Source organism: Halomonas sp. FeN2 (genome assembly GCF_020595105.1).
In the GTDB taxonomy this organism is placed as follows: Bacteria; Pseudomonadota; Gammaproteobacteria; order Pseudomonadales; family Halomonadaceae; genus Vreelandella; species Vreelandella neptunia.
Genome location: NZ_CP074200.1, coordinates 168449 through 184897 on the forward strand (window position 1 = coordinate 168449; position 16449 = coordinate 184897).

General features: G+C 53.2%; 13 protein-coding genes. 2 read left to right on the forward strand and 11 right to left on the reverse strand.

All coding sequences use genetic code 11. The features are described 5' to 3' along the window. Positions 1-42 precede the first annotated feature (42 nt). From KF947_RS00785 to KF947_RS00795, 3 genes are read right to left on the reverse strand one after another with little or no spacing between them, the layout of a single operon-like run. Positions 43-1056, reverse strand: a complete 1014-nt coding sequence (locus tag KF947_RS00785; protein ID WP_227405194.1) for an alpha-L-glutamate ligase-like protein — start codon at positions 1054-1056, stop codon at positions 43-45. Further along, the gene (locus tag KF947_RS00790) at positions 1053-2576 is read right to left on the reverse strand and encodes an inactive transglutaminase family protein (RefSeq protein WP_227405195.1); all 1524 of its coding nucleotides are present in this window, start codon (positions 2574-2576) and stop codon (positions 1053-1055) included. Before KF947_RS00790 ends, KF947_RS00785 begins: the two co-directional genes overlap by 4 nt. Positions 2577-2609: 33 nt before the next feature. Continuing rightward, the gene (locus tag KF947_RS00795) at positions 2610-3446 is read right to left on the reverse strand and encodes an ATP-dependent zinc protease (protein WP_133732501.1); all 837 of its coding nucleotides are present in this window, start codon (positions 3444-3446) and stop codon (positions 2610-2612) included. Positions 3447-3685: 239 nt separating this feature from the next. Between KF947_RS00795 and KF947_RS00800 the strand changes: the two genes are divergently transcribed. Further along, positions 3686-4216 carry a DUF3833 domain-containing protein gene (locus tag KF947_RS00800; RefSeq protein ID WP_227405196.1) on the forward strand — a complete coding sequence of 177 codons (531 nt, stop codon included), beginning with the start codon at positions 3686-3688 and terminating at the stop codon, positions 4214-4216. Between the two features lie 131 nt (positions 4217-4347). Here KF947_RS00800 and KF947_RS00805 read toward each other — a convergent pair whose 3' ends face one another. From KF947_RS00805 to gorA, 4 genes are all read right to left on the reverse strand, one after another. Continuing rightward, the gene (locus KF947_RS00805; RefSeq protein ID WP_007114243.1) at positions 4348-4737 is read right to left on the reverse strand and encodes an ectoine synthase; all 390 of its coding nucleotides are present in this window, start codon (positions 4735-4737) and stop codon (positions 4348-4350) included. Between the two features lie 93 nt (positions 4738-4830). After that, positions 4831-6099: a diaminobutyrate--2-oxoglutarate transaminase gene (gene ectB, locus KF947_RS00810; RefSeq protein ID WP_133732503.1), complete on the reverse strand. Its 1269-nt coding sequence runs from the start codon at positions 6097-6099 to the stop codon at positions 4831-4833. 106 nt (positions 6100-6205) lie between these two features. Continuing rightward, positions 6206-6784, reverse strand: a complete 579-nt coding sequence (gene ectA, locus KF947_RS00815; RefSeq protein ID WP_133732504.1) for a diaminobutyrate acetyltransferase — start codon at positions 6782-6784, stop codon at positions 6206-6208. A 212-nt stretch (positions 6785-6996) separates the two neighbouring features. Beyond that, the gene (gene gorA, locus KF947_RS00820) at positions 6997-8379 is read right to left on the reverse strand and encodes a glutathione-disulfide reductase (protein WP_227405197.1); all 1383 of its coding nucleotides are present in this window, start codon (positions 8377-8379) and stop codon (positions 6997-6999) included. A 217-nt stretch (positions 8380-8596) separates the two neighbouring features. Between gorA and can the strand changes: the two genes are divergently transcribed. Continuing rightward, positions 8597-9244: a carbonate dehydratase gene (can, locus tag KF947_RS00825; protein WP_133732506.1), complete on the forward strand. Its 648-nt coding sequence runs from the start codon at positions 8597-8599 to the stop codon at positions 9242-9244. Between the two features lie 27 nt (positions 9245-9271). On the opposite strand, the gene KF947_RS00830 is transcribed toward can, so the two are convergent. From KF947_RS00830 to KF947_RS00845, 4 genes are read right to left on the reverse strand one after another with little or no spacing between them, the layout of a single operon-like run. Continuing rightward, complete coding sequence (locus tag KF947_RS00830) at positions 9272-9799, reverse strand: c-type cytochrome (protein WP_133732507.1); 528 nt, start codon at positions 9797-9799, stop codon at positions 9272-9274. Between the two features lie 49 nt (positions 9800-9848). Next, positions 9849-10481, reverse strand: a complete 633-nt coding sequence (msrA, locus tag KF947_RS00835; RefSeq protein WP_227405198.1) for a peptide-methionine (S)-S-oxide reductase MsrA — start codon at positions 10479-10481, stop codon at positions 9849-9851. An 11-nt stretch (positions 10482-10492) separates the two neighbouring features. Further along, positions 10493-14545: a translocation/assembly module TamB domain-containing protein gene (locus tag KF947_RS00840; RefSeq protein ID WP_227405199.1), complete on the reverse strand. Its 4053-nt coding sequence runs from the start codon at positions 14543-14545 to the stop codon at positions 10493-10495. A 9-nt stretch (positions 14546-14554) separates the two neighbouring features. Further along, complete coding sequence (locus KF947_RS00845; protein WP_227405200.1) at positions 14555-16408, reverse strand: autotransporter assembly complex protein TamA; 1854 nt, start codon at positions 16406-16408, stop codon at positions 14555-14557. Positions 16409-16449 lie beyond the last annotated feature (41 nt).

Consider the following 16449-nt stretch of genomic DNA (forward strand, 5'->3'; position numbering starts at 1 on the left):
GGGCAACTCGTTGAACGTTGTTAGCCTAGCTTTTGTAGTAGTCTACGCGCCGGTGGAAGAGGTGTCAGAGGTTTCTACCGATTCGCTGTCTACCAGCTCACTTTGTCGCGCAAAATGGTGCTGAGCAAAGGCTACTCGTTGTTTTGCAGGCACTCCATCGGGTTGACGCTCAATAAGATCAAGACGACGGCGCAAACCTTCGCCATTGGTCATTTGAATAGCCAAACCAGGTCTAGCGTTGAGCTCTAGCAGCATCGGCCCGTATTTGCGGTCAAGCACCATATCGGTTCCCAGGTAGCCTAAACCAGTCATCTCATAACAACCCGCCGCCAAATGAAGCAGCGTCTCCCACTGGGGAACGACCAGGCTTGCCAAATCATGCCCAGTATCCGGATGGCTAAAGCAGGGCCGATCAAACTGAACGGCACGCAGTGCAGCTCCGGTGGCGATGTTTAAGCCAACGCCTACCGCCCCTTGGTGCAAATTAGCCTTGCCGTCGGACGCGGCGGTAGAGAGACGCATCATGGCCATAACGGGATAGCCCTTGAAGACGATAACCCGGATATCAGGAACCCCTTCATAGGTGTAATCCATCAGGCTTTCATCGAAATTAATCAGCGTTTCAATCACCGCCACATCCGGCGAGCCACCCAATGAGTAGAGCCCGGACAGAATATTCGATACATGCCGCTCAATATCGGTAAGAGAGAGCTTGGCACCGCTAGGCTTGATAAAGGCGTTATCTTCGACCTTTTCAATCACCAGAATGCCCTTGCCGCCGCTTCCCTTGGCAGGCTTGATGACGAAGCCTGCGTGCCCAGTGAGCATGGCGCCAATATGCTTAACGCCAAATTGGGTTGTAACGGTGCCAATCAGCTCGGGTGTGGTAATCCCATACTGCTGAGCCAGTAGCTTGGTTTTAAGCTTGTCATCGACAAGGGGATAGAGACGGCGGCTATTATATCGGCCAATATAGCGAATATTACGCCGATTCATGCCGATAATGCCTTTATCCCGCAAGCGCGTGGGCCACGTCCAATTCTTCAGCCAACTCATGAGGGCTTCTCATCGTCAGTGATTGGCTTGAAGCGGCGCAGCTCCAATAAACGGTAGCCGGTGTAATTGCCCAGCAGCAAGATCAATGCCATCAATATCAACTGAACACCCAGGAAGTTGAAGGTGATATGACGTACCCAGGGATTATTCATCGCCAGATAGGCAAGGATAGCCGTGATCAAACTGCCGCCGCCTTGGATTAGCACCTGCTTAGGGCCTTCCTCTTCCCAAAGTATCGACATCCGCTCGATGGTCCAGGCCAGGATGATCATCGGGAAGAAGGTGATCGTTAAGCCAGCACTGAGCCCCATGCGGTAGGCCAATACGGTGAAGATCGAGATAATCGCAATCACCGTTATGATCACCGCCGAGACCCTGGCCACCAGTAATAAATTCAAGTAGGAAAGATAGTTACGAATTATCAGACCGACGGCAACGATAAGCAGGAAGCCAATCAAGCCCGTGGGCAGGGAGGTCTGAATGAAGGCGAGGGCGATCAACACCGGCATAAAAGTACCGGACGTTTTGATGCCCACCAGCACACGCAAAAACACCACCATTAACGCACCAATGGGAATCAGCAAGATAGTTTGGAATAGCGCTTGCTCCTCCAGTGGCAGGCTGTGAATGGAGAAATTCAGCAGCGTATCTTCAGAGTAGTGGTTACGCACCGCCGCTGAAGCAGGTTGATCATGGGTCATCATGGAGAAGGTAACCCGAGAATTGGTGCCACCCTGAACCTCCAGTACGGCTCGACCGCCGGTTTCCCACAGCAACAGGTTATCGGGCTTGCCTTGCTCACCCGTTAGCGGGTGAAAAATCGACCACTCTTCACCTGATTCATCAAACACCTGAATCCAACTGCTGAGAGTCTGGCGGCGCCGCCCATCTTCTAACAGTAGGCCGCTCACCTCACGGGCTTGTACGCCCGCCTGGTTGAGTAATCGCACTACCAGCGCCGCAGGATTCTCCTGTGAAAGCAGCAGCCGCGCATTTTCTTCCTGGCGCTCACCGTTGATATCGCGAATTAACTCGCGAGCGAAGGTGGCGTTGTTGGCACTGCGCGCCCAGGCTTGCTCAATTAGCTGGTTGGCCGCCGTATCATAGGGACTTTCCCAAGGTGTGGTAACGGGCACCTCAGGAGGTGTCTGTACCGGTGAGCGCGCATCCTGGGATACCAGCATCTGAACCGAGTAGTATAACGTTTGGCTACCCACGGCTTCACGAATAGTCCATCGGGCGGTGCGGCCTAATTCGTCCGCCTGGTAAGCAAGCCCATAACCCGACGATGCAGTGTTCTCCGTCAGTACACGGTAGCCTGCTTGATGAGAAGGCAGCGCCAAATCGACCTGAACAGGGCCATCCTGGGCATTGAAGTTGATACCAGCTTCAATTTCCCACACCTGGCGCTGCTCACCAGGCAGCCACGGGATTTCAAACTGCACATGACGATGCACACTGGTCGCTACGCCCGCGACAAGCAACAGGCCGACAATAATATAAAACATTAACCGTGACATGGAGATTCCTTTCCTCGTGAAGCGTCAGAGCGGTTACTCTTCGCTATCGTCTTCATCAACTGCTTCATCTTCAGCAGCTTGATCCGCTGGTTCGCCACCAGGAAATTCGGGGCGGTCATGCAAATAGGTGTCGGCTACATCAATTACCGCAATATCCATCAAAAAGCGCCGTCCTAACAGCACCGGGTAATCGAGATGAGAGCGGTCATTGAGGGTGAATTCGACATTTTCACGAATCGGCCCTAGAGTCATTAGCAGAGAAATGACGGGACGGGACTCTTCTCCAGAGGCTTGAACAATACGCACTCGGCGCACAATGGGCGCTTCAATCCATTTATCACGCTGTGACTCAACGGCCACATCGTCGTCGTTTAGCGCCAACTTAAAGCGCACCCAATCTTCACCGTCACGCTCGAAGCGGGTAATCTCAGCAGCAGAAAGGGACGAGGTGTTGGCTCCTGAATCGACTCGCGCTTTGAGGTAGGTACCCAGGCTAGGTAGGCCAACCCATTCGCTGCGGCCCAATAACGTTTTAGTAGTCAAACTCTCATCAATTTCACACTCTTCACGAATGATGACCGGCTCTTCACCGCGAGCTTCCAACTGCTGCACGTCTTGGCGGAGGTGGCGCAACAAACTGCCTACTTCACGCATGTCAGCGGTCAATGTCTGCTGTTGATCAAACTGGCGTTGGTGTAGATCAGTGCGGGTATCGCATTGTTGCGTTAGCTGGCTCTCTAATTCCAGGATACGGGCATTGAATGAGGCTTCGCTTAAAGGGGGCGGTTGATTCGTTTCCGGCTGGGTTGCTGCACAGCCTGCGATCGAAAGCGACAAGCCAGCGATAAGCCACAAAACACCTGGGCGCATAACGAGATATTTCCTTGGACAATAGGTTGAGGAATGATAAGGAGATGGGGGGCGGGTGTCCAACGTCATCATAGTTTTTCGGACACCTATTTATAGATGTTTAGTTTCTTGCATTTAACATAATATATATTAAGCGAACCCGTGTAGATACTGTAGCCATAGCCGCTTCGGTGCTCTATGCTATTAAAATACCTTACCACAGTTGTACCAAAATCCATTGTCATATAGGAATTGCGTCCATGATTCGCTCCCTGCGTATTGGCTTTTTCACCCTGCTCTTCCTATTAGCAGGTTGTGCCAGTGTTGATATTGAAGATTACGCTGATTCTGAACCTCGTTTGGATATCGCCGAATACTTTACAGGCACTACCCGCGCCTGGGGCATGGTGCAGGATTACTCCGGCGAGGTACAGCGTCGCTTCACCGTGGAAATCCAAGGCAGATACGAAGATGACACTTTAACACTGGATGAATCTTTCGTATTTTCAGACGGTGAAACTGATCGACGCGTTTGGACATTTGAGCGAATCGATGAGCATAGCTGGGTGGGTACTGCCAACGATGTGGAAGGCCAAGTTGAAGCACGCCAATACGGTCATGTCTTTCACATGCGCTATCCATTAGAAATCGACATAAACGGTCGAATGATCTCATTTACCATGGATGACTGGATGTACCTACAGCCTGATGGCCGCTTGATCAATCGAACCGCCATGCGCAAATTTGGCCTCACACTCGGTGAAATTACGCTCGTCTTTGAAAAGCTATAAGCTCTTGTTAAAGAAGCACTTAATAACAGAATGACGAATACTTTGCAAAAAAGCAGCCTACTATATAAGCAGGCTGCTTTTTCTATTGCTTGAGCACTCTTGATACAGCAACGCTTTATTAAGCGCTATAGCTATTCAGAGGGCGCATAAGAACCGTCTTCTTGGTGAACTTCGTTGCCCGTAATCGGCGGTGTAAACACACATGCCAGGTGCATGGTTTTATGCGCACGCAGTAGATGTTCATCGTGCTGGTCGAGGATATAGATATCACCCGGCTTGATAGGCCAAATCTTGCCATCAGCGAGGGTTTCTACCTCGCCCTCGCCTTCGATGCAGTACACAGACTCATAGTGATGCTTGTAATGAATATGTGTCTCAGTGCCTTCGAAAATGCGTGTGATATGGAAAGAAAAGTTTCCACCGTCGTTAGCCAACACCAGGCGCGTACTGTCCCAATTGCCATTTTCGGCGGTCACTAGGCGCTCGGTTTTACGCGCTTCTTCAATATTACGAACGATCATAGGAGTACTCCTTAGCAAAGCGGCTGGCGACTACCAGCCGCTATATCCTTGACTAAAAAACTGTTGAGCCGACTATTTCAGCGTAACGCTTTATTACTCACTAGCAACAGTTTTGACGCACATTTCGAGAATATCCAAGCCTTCCAGCAGGTCTTCATCGCTAATGGTCAGCGGACACAGGCACTTAACCACTTCTCCGTCCTGGCCACTGGTTTCAATTACCAGGCCGTGTTCAAAGGCTTTGCTGGTGATTTTATCGGCAATGTCACCGGACACTACGTCAATACCGCGCATCAAACCCCGTCCACGTTCAGTGGCGGGCATGCCGTGCTCCGTCAATAGCGCCGCTAGCTTTTGGAAGCGCTCTTCTACAATACGCCCTTTGCGCTGAACATCACGTTCAAAGGTGTCATTCGTCCAGTATTTTTTCAACGCTGCAGTGGCGGTCACCATCGCCAGGCTAAAACCACGGAAAGTGCCGTTATACTGCCCCGGCTTCCATTTATCCAGCTCTGGCCGCATCAACACATGGGCAAATGGCAGCCCAAAACCGGAGAGCGATTTTGAGTTGGTGATAATGTCGGGCGTAATACCCGCATGCTCGAAGCTAAAGAACTTGCCCGTACGGCCACAGCCTGCCTGAATATCATCAATAATCAGCAGAATATCGTGGGCGCGGCAAATACCTTCGAGACGCTTCAACCACTCCAAGCCTGCAACGTTAATACCGCCCTCGCCTTGCACGGTTTCAATGATGACACCCGCTGGAATATCCAAACCGCCAGATTTGTCGCTGAGCAGCTTTTCAAAATAATCCAGGGTATCGGTATGCTCACCCATATAGCCATCGTAAGGCAGGAAGCTAGCGCCCTGGGTGGGTATGCCACCCGTGGCTTCACGGAATTTACGATTACCCGTGGTTGCCAAAGCCCCCATGGTCACCCCGTGGAAGCCATTGGTGAAGGTAACGATGTTATGACGACCTTTAGCCACACGAGCCAAGCGGATAGCAGCCTCTACGGCGTTGGTACCGGTTGGGCCAGGCAGGTGAACCTTATAATCCAGCCCTCGTGGCTTGAAAATAACTTCTTCCAGCGTCTCCAGATAATCACGCTTGGCATTGGTCCACATATCCAGTCCGTGAACCACACCGTCAGTGGACAGGTAATCAATCATCGCCTGCTTCATGTGCGGATTATTGTGGCCGTAGTTCAGCGTGCCCGCGCCGGCTAGGAAATCAATGTACTCACGGCCGTTCTCATCGGTTAGGCGCGCATTTTGCGCTTTGGTAAACACCACCGGAAATGAACGAGAATAAGTACGTACATTGGATTCCATGCGTTCAAGCGTCTGGGTCTGCATTAGCGACCTCCTTAATTGATCATTTTGACTTTAGGCGTTACTGGCCCGAAGCAACATGAGCGGGAAAAACGGTAAGCCCAATACGTGTATCTAGCAAAACGGCGTATTAGATGCGGTCTGTTTGGAACGGGCCGATACGAACCAGGTTTTCCGGGTCATGCTCTCCTCCGAGCTGTTCGGTAGAGAAGTATTCGCGGCTATTGAGCGGCGCATGCCAGCGTGCCGCCAAGCGACGAAATAAGCCCCAAGAGGCGAGATTGTCAGGGGTGATGGTGGTTTCAAGATGATGAACATCGTCAAGCTCAGGGCGGGACATAATAGCCTCGACCAAACGTCGCGCTAGCCCTGTGCCACGTGCTTTTTCACCGACAGCCACTTGCCATAAAAAGTAGGTGTCGGGAGCATTATCCTTAACATAGCCAGAAACAAAACCAACGATTTCGCCCTCTTCATTGGTAGCCACTGCGCAGGTATCACGAAACTGAGTCGCCAGTAGCAGGTAGGCGTAGGCTGAATTCACATCCAACGGAGGGCAAGCTTTGACCAGCTCATAAACTCCCCAGCCATCATCCGCATTGGGTTTGCGAATGAACAATGGCATTTCCGCATGACCCACTACGGCATCAGCCACCGTGGGCCTGGCAAGGTCAGCAGAAGGAGTAAAAGGTTGTATCGGCGTACTCATAGTTATGCTTCGCTGTAGCGAATTTGATGTTCATTATAACAGCTGATTATGAGCAATTCAAAAGCCATATTATTCACCGACTGTATTTCCATAATTTTTTGTTATATGCGGATGACGCAACCACTCCCAACTCACAGCTATCACAGTTAGAATAGTGCATGTCGCCGAAAAAAAAGCGCGCCACACGGGCACGCCTGCTGTTTTTAATTTACTTATCTGCGCGTCAGCGTGCGCAGCGTGACGAACTCCTCTGCTCCTGTCGGGTGGATGCCTACAGTGCGATCAAAGTCCTGCTTGGTAAGGCCAGCTCTTACCGCGATAGCAATTCCCTGAATAATTTCACCCGCGTCATCTCCGACCATGTGGGCCCCTACGACTACATCGGTAGCATCGTCCACGACCAGCTTCATTAAGGTGCGCTCTTGGCTACCTGATAGGGTGTGCTTCATGGCCCGAAAGTCGGTGCTATACACGCGAATATCGGTGAATTTTTCCCGCGCGGCCTCTTCGGAAAGCCCTACGGTTCCGATATTAGGATGGCAAAAAACGGCGGTGGGGATCGTACTGTAATCCAGCGGCTGGGGAACCGTATCGGCAAAATGAATATCGACAAGCTGCATCGCTTCAGCCAGCCCGACCGGCGTTAATTCAGGCCCAGTAATCAGGTCGCCTAGCGCTAAAACTGAAGGCAGCGCTGTTTCAAACCGCTCGTTTATGGGAATTTTGCCAGTGTCATCCAAGCTTAATCCCAGCGCTTCAAGTCCTAGGTCACGAATATTTGCTTTCCGCCCAGTGGCCGCCAGCACCACATCGACTTCAAGCACATCGCCGTTGGTAAGGTGCACATTGTAGCCGTCCTGTCCAGGCTCAATACGTTCGATGTTAGTGTTGAAGTGGAGGTTGACCCCCTTTCTTTCCATTTCCGCGCAGGTGAACTCGCGAACCTGTTGATCAAAGCCTTTCAAAAACAGCTCGCCACGGTAGATAAGGTGCGTCTCGCTGCCCAGGCCATTGAAGATGCTCGAAAATTCCACCGCGATATAGCCACCGCCCAGCACTAAAAAGCGCTTAGGAAAGGTATCCAGATCAAAAATCTGATTGGAATCCAGCGCGTGTTCACTGCCAGGGAAGTCGGGCACCCAGGGCCATCCACCGGTAGCGAGGACGATTTTTTGCGCAGTCACCGATATATCGCCATGCTCACCGCTTAAGGTCACCGTGTGCGCATCGGCCAGGCGTGCTCGGGCGTTGAAAAGTGTCACTCCAGCGCCTTCCAGCATGCGCTGATAAATCCCATTTAGACGTTTGATTTCACTTATTTTGTTGTCACGCAGTGTGGCCCAATCGAAGCTGGCGGGGCCAGGCAGCTGCCAGCCAAAACCTGCCGCATCATCAAAGCTGTCATGGAAGTGGGCAGCGTAGGAGTAGAGCTTCTTGGGCACACAGCCAACGTTAACGCAGGTTCCGCCCAGGTAGCGATCCTCGGCAATCGCAACTTTAGCGCCGGTAGCCGCGGCCATACGCGCCGCGCGTACCCCACCAGAGCCTGCGCCAATAACCAGAAGGTCATATTCGTATTCAGAAACGTCTGCCATGATTTGCTCCTGGGGAGTTAGAATTCGTATGAATCAATATCGGGTTGCCCATTGGCCAAGTGCAGTGGTTGACCTGACTACCCGGGAAGGTTAAAACCTTCTGCTGCTATTTTGTACTGGCCTACGCTATACAAGGCCTAGTTCCACCCTGACTAGGGCTTTGATAACCCGCTTACCTACCAGCGACTTAACGCCCTTTAACTTTTCTGGAGACGCTATGTCTGACCCTATTGCGACGCTACTCGACAATAATCGCGCCTGGGCTGAGCGTATGTGCGAAGAAGACCCCGACTACTTCAAGCGCCTTTCGAACCAGCAGAACCCCGACTATTTATGGATTGGCTGCTCCGACAGCCGAGTGCCAGCGAATCAAATTATTGCACTCCCGCCTGGGGAAGTTTTCGTACACCGCAACGTTGCCAACTTGCTTCACCACACCGACATGAACGCCCTCTCGGTAGTTCAGTTCGCGGTGGATGTTCTAAAAGTCAGCCATATTATGGTTGTCGGTCACTATGGTTGCGGGGGCATTAAGGCCGCCATGATGGGAGGCGAATGTGGCGTGGTAGATTACTGGCTGCACTCGGTGCGCGAACAGTACAACCACCACAGGAATTCGCTTGACCACCTCCCTCTGGAAGATCAAATCGATCGCATGTGCGAGCTCAACGTGAAAGCTCAGGTAAACAGTTTATGCCGCACCAAGATTTTGCAGCGCGCTTGGCAGCGAGGTCAGCAGATTTCAGTGCATGGCTGGGTCTACGGGTTAAGCGATGGCCGCGTTAAAGATCTTAACTGCACCGTAAATGGTTTAGAACAAGTGGAAACCCTTTACCGTATCGATCGCATCCAGCAAGGCGATTAAGCTCTCCCCCAATGCCTACCGCTACGCTTAGTCGTAGCGATAGGCACGATGGCAGCTCTTACAGCTCGCGCCCACCTCTGAAAGCGCTCGGGCAGTGGCTCGAGTATCTTCTTGCTCTGCCACGTCTATCAAATTGGCGATCTTACCCTCCAAATCGATAAAACCAGCGGCAAAGTCTTCCCACTCTTCCCATATCGAAGCCCGCGCTTCAGAACCACTGCCGTGAGTGCCTTCGATAAACGCAGGCAGCAAACGTTGCGCGCTGGCACGCTCTTGCAACTCGAGCAATCGCGGCATTGCAGCCTCAAGATCTTGATTATTGATTAGATCAAAGCGCAGCTGACGCACCAGACTTTCAATATCTTTAAGCTCTTCTCGGCGCCAAACCACGGCTTCGCGCTCACTTGCAAATGGCGTGTCGCTGACGGCTTGGGGCATGGCCAGGGCGCTCGTTTCCTCGCCTGCCCAAGCCAGCGGCGTGCAGAGCATTAATGCTAAAGCGCTGGCTGCCGTGCCGCGGGGGGAAGCCCACTTCAGGTAATGGCGTTGCTGCATAATGGCTTCCTGTCGATGATTCGGTAGTCAAAGGTTTACTGTGCGCGTTTTAACCTATCGGGCAGGTGACACCCGTGCCTTTTAAGCCGCAGTAGCCGTGGGGGTTTTTATCCAGGTACTGCTGATGGTAAGCCTCTGCGTAATAAAATGTCTCTAGCGGCTTAATCTCCGTAGTGATTGCCCCTCTGCCCGCCTTGTCGAGCGCCCGCTGGTAGGCAGCAGCGCTCTGCTCGGCTACCGTTTGCTGCGCTTGGCTGGTGGTAAAAATGGCTGAGCGATACTGGGAGCCGATGTCGTTACCCTGGCGATTGCCCTGAGTCGGGTCATGCTGTTCCCAGAAAACCTGCAGCAGCGTTTCTAACTCCACTTGCTGGGGGTCATAAACCACTCTTACTACTTCAGTATGGCCGGTACGCCCCGTGCATGTCTCGTCATAGGTGGGGTTAGGTGTCTCACCACCGGCATACCCCGCCGCAGTGACATAGACCCCCGGCAACTGCCAAAACAGTCGCTCAACGCCCCAGAAACACCCCATGCCTAGTACGATCTCCTCGTGGCCTTCGGGAAACGGAGGATGTATCGAGTGCCCGTTAATGGTATGCACCTGACTGGTTTCTATGGGCGTATCACGTCCAGGCAGGACACGGCCTGAACCTGGGCTAGCGTTTGAAAATAGTGACATATCACCCTCACTTATTGCTGCTGAATGATTTCAGGATTACCGGAACGGGTAAAGGTGTAGATTAAATCCACCGCTTGATTGGTACCCGAGACGGCCTGTACATAAAGGTTACGCCACAGCGTGTAGCGTAGTGTTAGTTCGGCAATCGGCGAGAAAATTCCCACCCCGTAACTAATCCTAAGATCGTCGGTAAGCTGGCCACTGACAGCGACTTGGCTATCGTCGCCAGCGCCTGTGGTGTCCAGCGTTAAGTCATCAATGCCGAACGCTTCACCAATGGAACCCACCGCCCCGCCGGTGCGCCCTAGCGACATGCCTATCAGCGCGGTAGTTAGTGCGCTATCCACACCTCCCCCAGAAGCATCAGGTGCGCGACCCCGTAACAGGTATGAGAGCGCACGGGATTCATCCATTGCCGGTTCAGAAAATATCCGTACGTTCGGAGATTCGGCGCTGCCTGTTACCCGCAAGCCCGCAATTACGTCATCTTCGGTAACTTCAGGGTTGCGTATGGCCTCGAAGTCGAGCGTGGGTAGACCAGGCGGGCCACTAAACAGCAGTTCACCGCGGCGAATAACCAGGTCTTGGCCGAACGCTTGGAAACGACCATCGACCAAATTAACGTCGCCAAACAGCTGTAACGCGCCGCTGCTTTGGCGAATTTCCAGCGCGCCTCCCAAGCCAGATTCCAGGCCGTAGGCTGAAATTTGCATATCGCTGCCCAGCGTTAAGGTCACCAGTACGTCAATGGCCATACCGGTGGCGGCAAGCTCGTCCGCGGCACTTGGGCCATCCTCATTGGCAGCCGCTCGCTGAGCCTCAATTTCGGCCTGGCGATCGTCGCGCTCGGTAATAATCACTTCATCGCTACTTGGGGTGACTGCCGATGAGGGCATATCGCCAATTTCAAGCCGTGCCCAGGGTAAATTCACATCCCCCCTCACTTGCAGCCTTTCCGGCGTGACCCGGATACGAATATCAGGCGCTACCTCAAGACGCCCAAACTGGGGCATAACGACCAGGATAGGCTCCTGAACAGCATTTAGATCGACGCCAATCCGCCAATCATCGCCGCTTGGCCAATAAGCATCACCGGTAATTTCCAAACGCCCGCGCTCAGCAGCCAGGTAGCCGTCAATATCTCCCTGCTCACCGTCAAAAGAGACCACCAGTTCGCCGCCCTGAATATCGACAGGAATATCCGGGCCACTTACCCCTATGCCGCGCAGTCCAAGCTGGCCCCGTAAGTCAGGTGCAGACGTGGTGCCGGTAATTTGGACGCTGCCCGATAAATCGCCCTCCAGTCGCTCCATTCCGACCAACATGGGTCGATAGGGTTGCAGCGAAACACCTTCTGCGCGCAGCTCGCCAGTTAACGTACCGGCCCCCAAGGGATCATTGACCGCCAGGTCTAAGTTGATATCGCCCGATTCGGCAAGCGAAAGCGACACATTGGCATCCGCCTGGGCTTGGTTGGCCTCGATCTGGGCGTCTAAACTGACTTCTGGCAGTTGCACCGGCTGGCCATAATCATTAACGGCAGTAATGGCGAGTTCGCTAAGAATTTGAAGATCTGCCTGCCACTGGGCACCCCCTTGACGCCAGTTGGCAACAAGATCCGCGGTTGTATCCCCCTCTAACTGCCACTCTTCAGGCAAAAAGGGCTCCAGCATTTCCATTGGCACTTCACGTACCGAAAGCACGGCGTTGCCCTGTTGCGCAGAGGCCGTGATTTCCTCTTCGGAACAGACTAATCCACCTTGCTCCCGGCGCAGGCAGAACGGCGAGAGGCGCGCCTGACCATCGGCTAGGTTGTAGCGAAAGTCCAGGGGCGCCTCAAGACGAATATCCCCCGCCTCAGAATCAACTTCCAGTGGCGTTACGCGGGCTTGGTAAAGTTGGCCTTGCTGATCAAAGCGGCCTTCCAGGGCAATCAGCGCACGGCTTAAAGCACTGTTGTCTGTGCCCTGGGCGGTCAGCTCAAGCTGATGTTCGGAGAGGCGCCCGGCCAAATTGGCCTCAATGTTTGCAAGAGCCTGCCCCCCAGCATTGATGTTTTGTAGCCCCAGCTGTACGTCGAGGGTGGGATCCTCGATGCCCTGTACATCAGCATCTAGGGCAAGCCGATCAATACGATTCTGGCCAAAGCGCACGCCGTCACCTTGTAAATTGGCGAGTAATTGCGGCTGATTAAAACTGCCGCTGGCCTCTAGCGTACCCACGATAGTGCCCGCCAAGTCTGGCGAGAGCGTTTGCAACTGGCGTAGTGCAATGTTCGCGTTTAACGACATGGCCTGTTCGCTAATTTGCCCCTCTGCTGTTAAGCGATTCTCCCCCTGGGTAAACAGCAATTCTTCAATCTCCAGTTCCAGGTTGCTGTTAGCATCAAAGGCCGCTTGCAGGGTTAGCGGGTAGTCGCGCAGTTCGCCGTCAATTGCTAAGTTGGGCACGCTAACCGCCCACTGATCCTCTTGCTGACGCAGCGTAAGCTCGATGTCGCCGTTTAAATTACCTTCCAGCTGATCCACGAAGTGGGCAGGGTTAAACTGATCCAGGCGAATAGTGGTGTTGACCTGTAGCGGTGCAACCCAACTGATACTGCCTTCGCTGCGCAGGGAGCTTTCGTCGACTGCCAGGGTGAGCGGTTGCCAGCTAAACTGCTCGAGATCGCCCTCACCTGTCACGTTAAGTTGAGTGCGTGGCAGGCTTGGGCCCTCAACCGCCAGGGCCAATTGAGCACTATAATCACTCAGGCTGCCGGTTACCTGTAGATCCAAGTCATCGACTATATAGGCTTCCGTTGTCTCTTCTTCAGTGCTGCCATCGACGCTCTCATTGCTACTCTCATCTGCGCTGGCAGGTAAAGGCCACTGTATTTGGTCACTTTGCAGTTGGAGTTGAAAAGGCAGCGTCGGGGCAAGCGTGTCCACTTGTCCCCTCAAGGATGCATTGACCGCGCCGGAAGCGTCCAACTGCGCTTCAAGCGCATCCAGTGGGCCAGACAGCGTTAAGGTTAAAGATTCGCCACTTAGCTCAGGGTATATCTCAGCTAAAAACAGTTCGACGTCTAAGCGAGCTTCGAGTGGGTAGTTGCCGGTTAAAGTGGCGTTCGCGGTTAATTCAGCCTCAGCATCCGGGGTAATAACAGAAAGCTCGGTGACTTCGACGTTATTACCTTCGGTTAACAACCCAAGCCGCAGCCGCTCAACGCGGTACTCGGCGGCCCCTTCCAGTTGAAAATCATTGAGCGTGAATTCAGGTATCTGGATATCAACCGGCAGCGTGACCTCCGGTAGCTCCAGGCGCTCGCGTTCTTCAAGCTGCTGCTCCGGCGATTCCACCGACGCCACAGCTTCTTGGGGTGGCTGGTTGAGCAAGATAGCGGCATCTATGGCTTCAGCATAAAGCGGCGTTTCAATGCCCTGGGTTAGCAGAACGCCCGACGAGGGTGGCAAATAGACACGGGGCTGCTCCAAGTGGGTTGGCGAGAGGCGTACTGTGCTTCCTTCTGCAGTGGCCGCCGAGCTTAATGAGCGCCACGCCACCTCGGTACCATCCGCAAGTCTGAGGTTAACATCGTCCAGCAGCAGCGAACGTAGTTCGATGGGAAAGGGAAAACGAATAGCCAGCGGGCTCCCTTCCTCTTCGGGAGGTGGCGCTTGCTTATTGGATGGGCCTAGCTGGATGTCGGCGCCCACCACACGCAGTGTATCGATGCATAAGCGCCCTGACAGAACACAGTCATCTGCCCACTGGAGTTCGAACTCATCCACGGTTATACGGGTTTCGCCCAGCTGTAGCTGGAAATTTTCGAGCTGAAAATGGTCGAGCAAGCCACCTTCATGATGCGCGTAGGAGAAAAAATCGCGCTGCTCCCCCTGCGAGAGCAGCACCCCAGTGCCCCAGGGCGATAACGCCACCCCGACAATCAGCGCCACAATACCGAACAGCCAAATAGGCAACACGATCACAAGACGCACAAGGCTCCAGAACAGTAGCCATGCGCGATACTTTGGAGACAACATACGGCGCTTATCAGACGTAGCTGGTTCAACCTGAGACAAGTCTCTCTCCTAGAATTCCGGTCCGATAGAAAAGTGCAAACGCCAATCGTCCTCACTGTCAAAGGGGTGGGCAATGTCAAAACGAATTGGCCCCACCGGCGAGACCCAGCGTACCCCGGCCCCGGCGCCCGTTTTCAAATCATTGGGCCCCCAATTATCAAACGCATCGCCGTTATCTATAAAAGTGGCTCCCCACCAATCCCCGGTCACGCGACGCTGATACTCCAGGGTCGAGGTAAGCATTTGCTGCCCCCCGCGCAGTCGGCCTTCGTCGTTGCGGGGAGATAAGCTCTCATAAGAATAACCACGCACACTGCGGTCGCCACCCGCAAAAAAGCGCAGCGATGGCGGTATTTTGGCAAAATCATCGGTTTCAATGGCGCCTAAACTAATACGTGCCAAGAAACGGTTATCGTTGCCAATCATGCGGATCCACTCCGTATCCCCTGTGATACGCGCGAACGTAGCATCCGAGCCCCACACAGTATCCGAATACTCTAACGAGAGCTGCTGGCGATCACCCCATAAAGGAAAGCGCTGAGGACGTGTCCGCGTGCGTGACCACTGAATACCTGGATAGAACAGCCATACTTGATCCGCCTCACCACCCTGTTCGAAATCCTCATAAGTAGTGCGGAAGTAAACTGTTTGCACCCAGTCGTTATCAAACTCCCATCGCCGGGCCAGTTCGACGGTGCCTTCTAGCGACTGGGTATCGCTATCATCTATATTACGAATACCGTATTGAAGCCGATAGCTATCGCGCAGTGGATCCTCAAGAGGCACGTTATACACGCCGGTAAAACGCTGCTCCGGGGCTGATAAATAAAGGTCATGATCAAGGCTATGACCATAGCGGTTGATCCACGGCTGTTCCCAGCCAAATCGTAACCGCGGCCCTACATCGGTGGCATAACCAATACCTACTTCAAACTGGTGACGATCAGCGGGTTCAACACTGACGTCGATAGGTAGCTGTGTATCACTGGGCTTATTAAGACTCAGCGCGCTGGCCAAAGCCGCACTGGTGACTCTCGGACGCTCAGGCTGCGATGCAGTGGCTTCACTCCACCAGGGGGAACCACCACCAGAGGGGGCGATAGTTAATTCTTGAGCAGTTTCAAGGCGCGGACGCACCGAGACCGAGCTGAACCAGCCGGTTTCTGCAAGCGATTGGTTATAGTCTGCAAGGGTTTGCGCTAAATAGGGGTCACCCTGCTCAAAAGGCTGCATGCGACGCAACCGATCAAGCTCAATATGGCTGCCGGTAATGGAAGATTCACCAAATTGGTAGCGGGGACCACTGTCAAAATCCATATACAGGCGCGCGCTTTGTAGATATGGACGCACTTCCATGCGTCGATCGGTAAATCCCCAATCAAAGTAACCGCGCTCAATGGCCAATCCCGAAAACTGGCTGCTTAATCGATCCCAGGGAGCATGTCTCAACACATCCCCTTCTTCCAGGGGAAAGTCTTCTATGGCCTCTTGGAAAGGCGGATCTTCACTCGCATCGCCTTTCACATTAATTGACAGAATTTCAATTTCAACCTGAGAGCCGGGCTCAATTTCCAGCCACACACGCTCATCAGTGGCACGTTCAAGGGATACCTCGGGCTCGTAATAGCCGTAAACACGCATTGCTTCCTCGGTGCGCCGACGGATCTCGCCCTCTAAACGCACCTCAGTATATTCTGCTGCCTCGATATTCTGTAAGTAGGCTTGAATATTGCCTTCGACCTCATCGGAAACACCCGTAACAGTCGCTTCTAATGCCCATGCGCTAGGTGATACGCATAACAGCGGTAGCACAACCGTAAAGGTGCGCTTTGTGGCTGATGTCCATCGCCGTTGTCTTCCCATACATTTTTATCCCAACCTAAATCAGCGGCTTCATCGCCTAA

Excerpts from the sequence above, each read along its gene's own strand:
- KF947_RS00785 (WP_227405194.1), bottom strand. The coding sequence starts at position 1,056 with ATGAGTTGGCTGAAGAATTGGACGTGGCCCACGCGCTTGCGGGATAAA.
- KF947_RS00790 (WP_227405195.1), bottom strand. The coding sequence starts at position 2,576 with ATGTCACGGTTAATGTTTTATATTATTGTCGGCCTGTTGCTTGTCGCG.
- KF947_RS00795 (WP_133732501.1), bottom strand. The coding sequence starts at position 3,446 with ATGCGCCCAGGTGTTTTGTGGCTTATCGCTGGCTTGTCGCTTTCGATC.
- KF947_RS00800 (WP_227405196.1), top strand. The coding sequence starts at position 3,686 with ATGATTCGCTCCCTGCGTATTGGCTTTTTCACCCTGCTCTTCCTATTA.
- KF947_RS00805 (WP_007114243.1), bottom strand. The coding sequence starts at position 4,737 with ATGATCGTTCGTAATATTGAAGAAGCGCGTAAAACCGAGCGCCTAGTG.
- ectB (WP_133732503.1), bottom strand. The coding sequence starts at position 6,099 with ATGCAGACCCAGACGCTTGAACGCATGGAATCCAATGTACGTACTTAT.
- ectA (WP_133732504.1), bottom strand. The coding sequence starts at position 6,784 with ATGAGTACGCCGATACAACCTTTTACTCCTTCTGCTGACCTTGCCAGG.
- gorA (WP_227405197.1), bottom strand. The coding sequence starts at position 8,379 with ATGGCAGACGTTTCTGAATACGAATATGACCTTCTGGTTATTGGCGCA.
- can (WP_133732506.1), top strand. The coding sequence starts at position 8,597 with ATGTCTGACCCTATTGCGACGCTACTCGACAATAATCGCGCCTGGGCT.
- KF947_RS00830 (WP_133732507.1), bottom strand. The coding sequence starts at position 9,799 with ATGCAGCAACGCCATTACCTGAAGTGGGCTTCCCCCCGCGGCACGGCA.
- msrA (WP_227405198.1), bottom strand. The coding sequence starts at position 10,481 with ATGTCACTATTTTCAAACGCTAGCCCAGGTTCAGGCCGTGTCCTGCCT.
- KF947_RS00845 (WP_227405200.1), bottom strand. The coding sequence starts at position 16,408 with ATGGGAAGACAACGGCGATGGACATCAGCCACAAAGCGCACCTTTACG.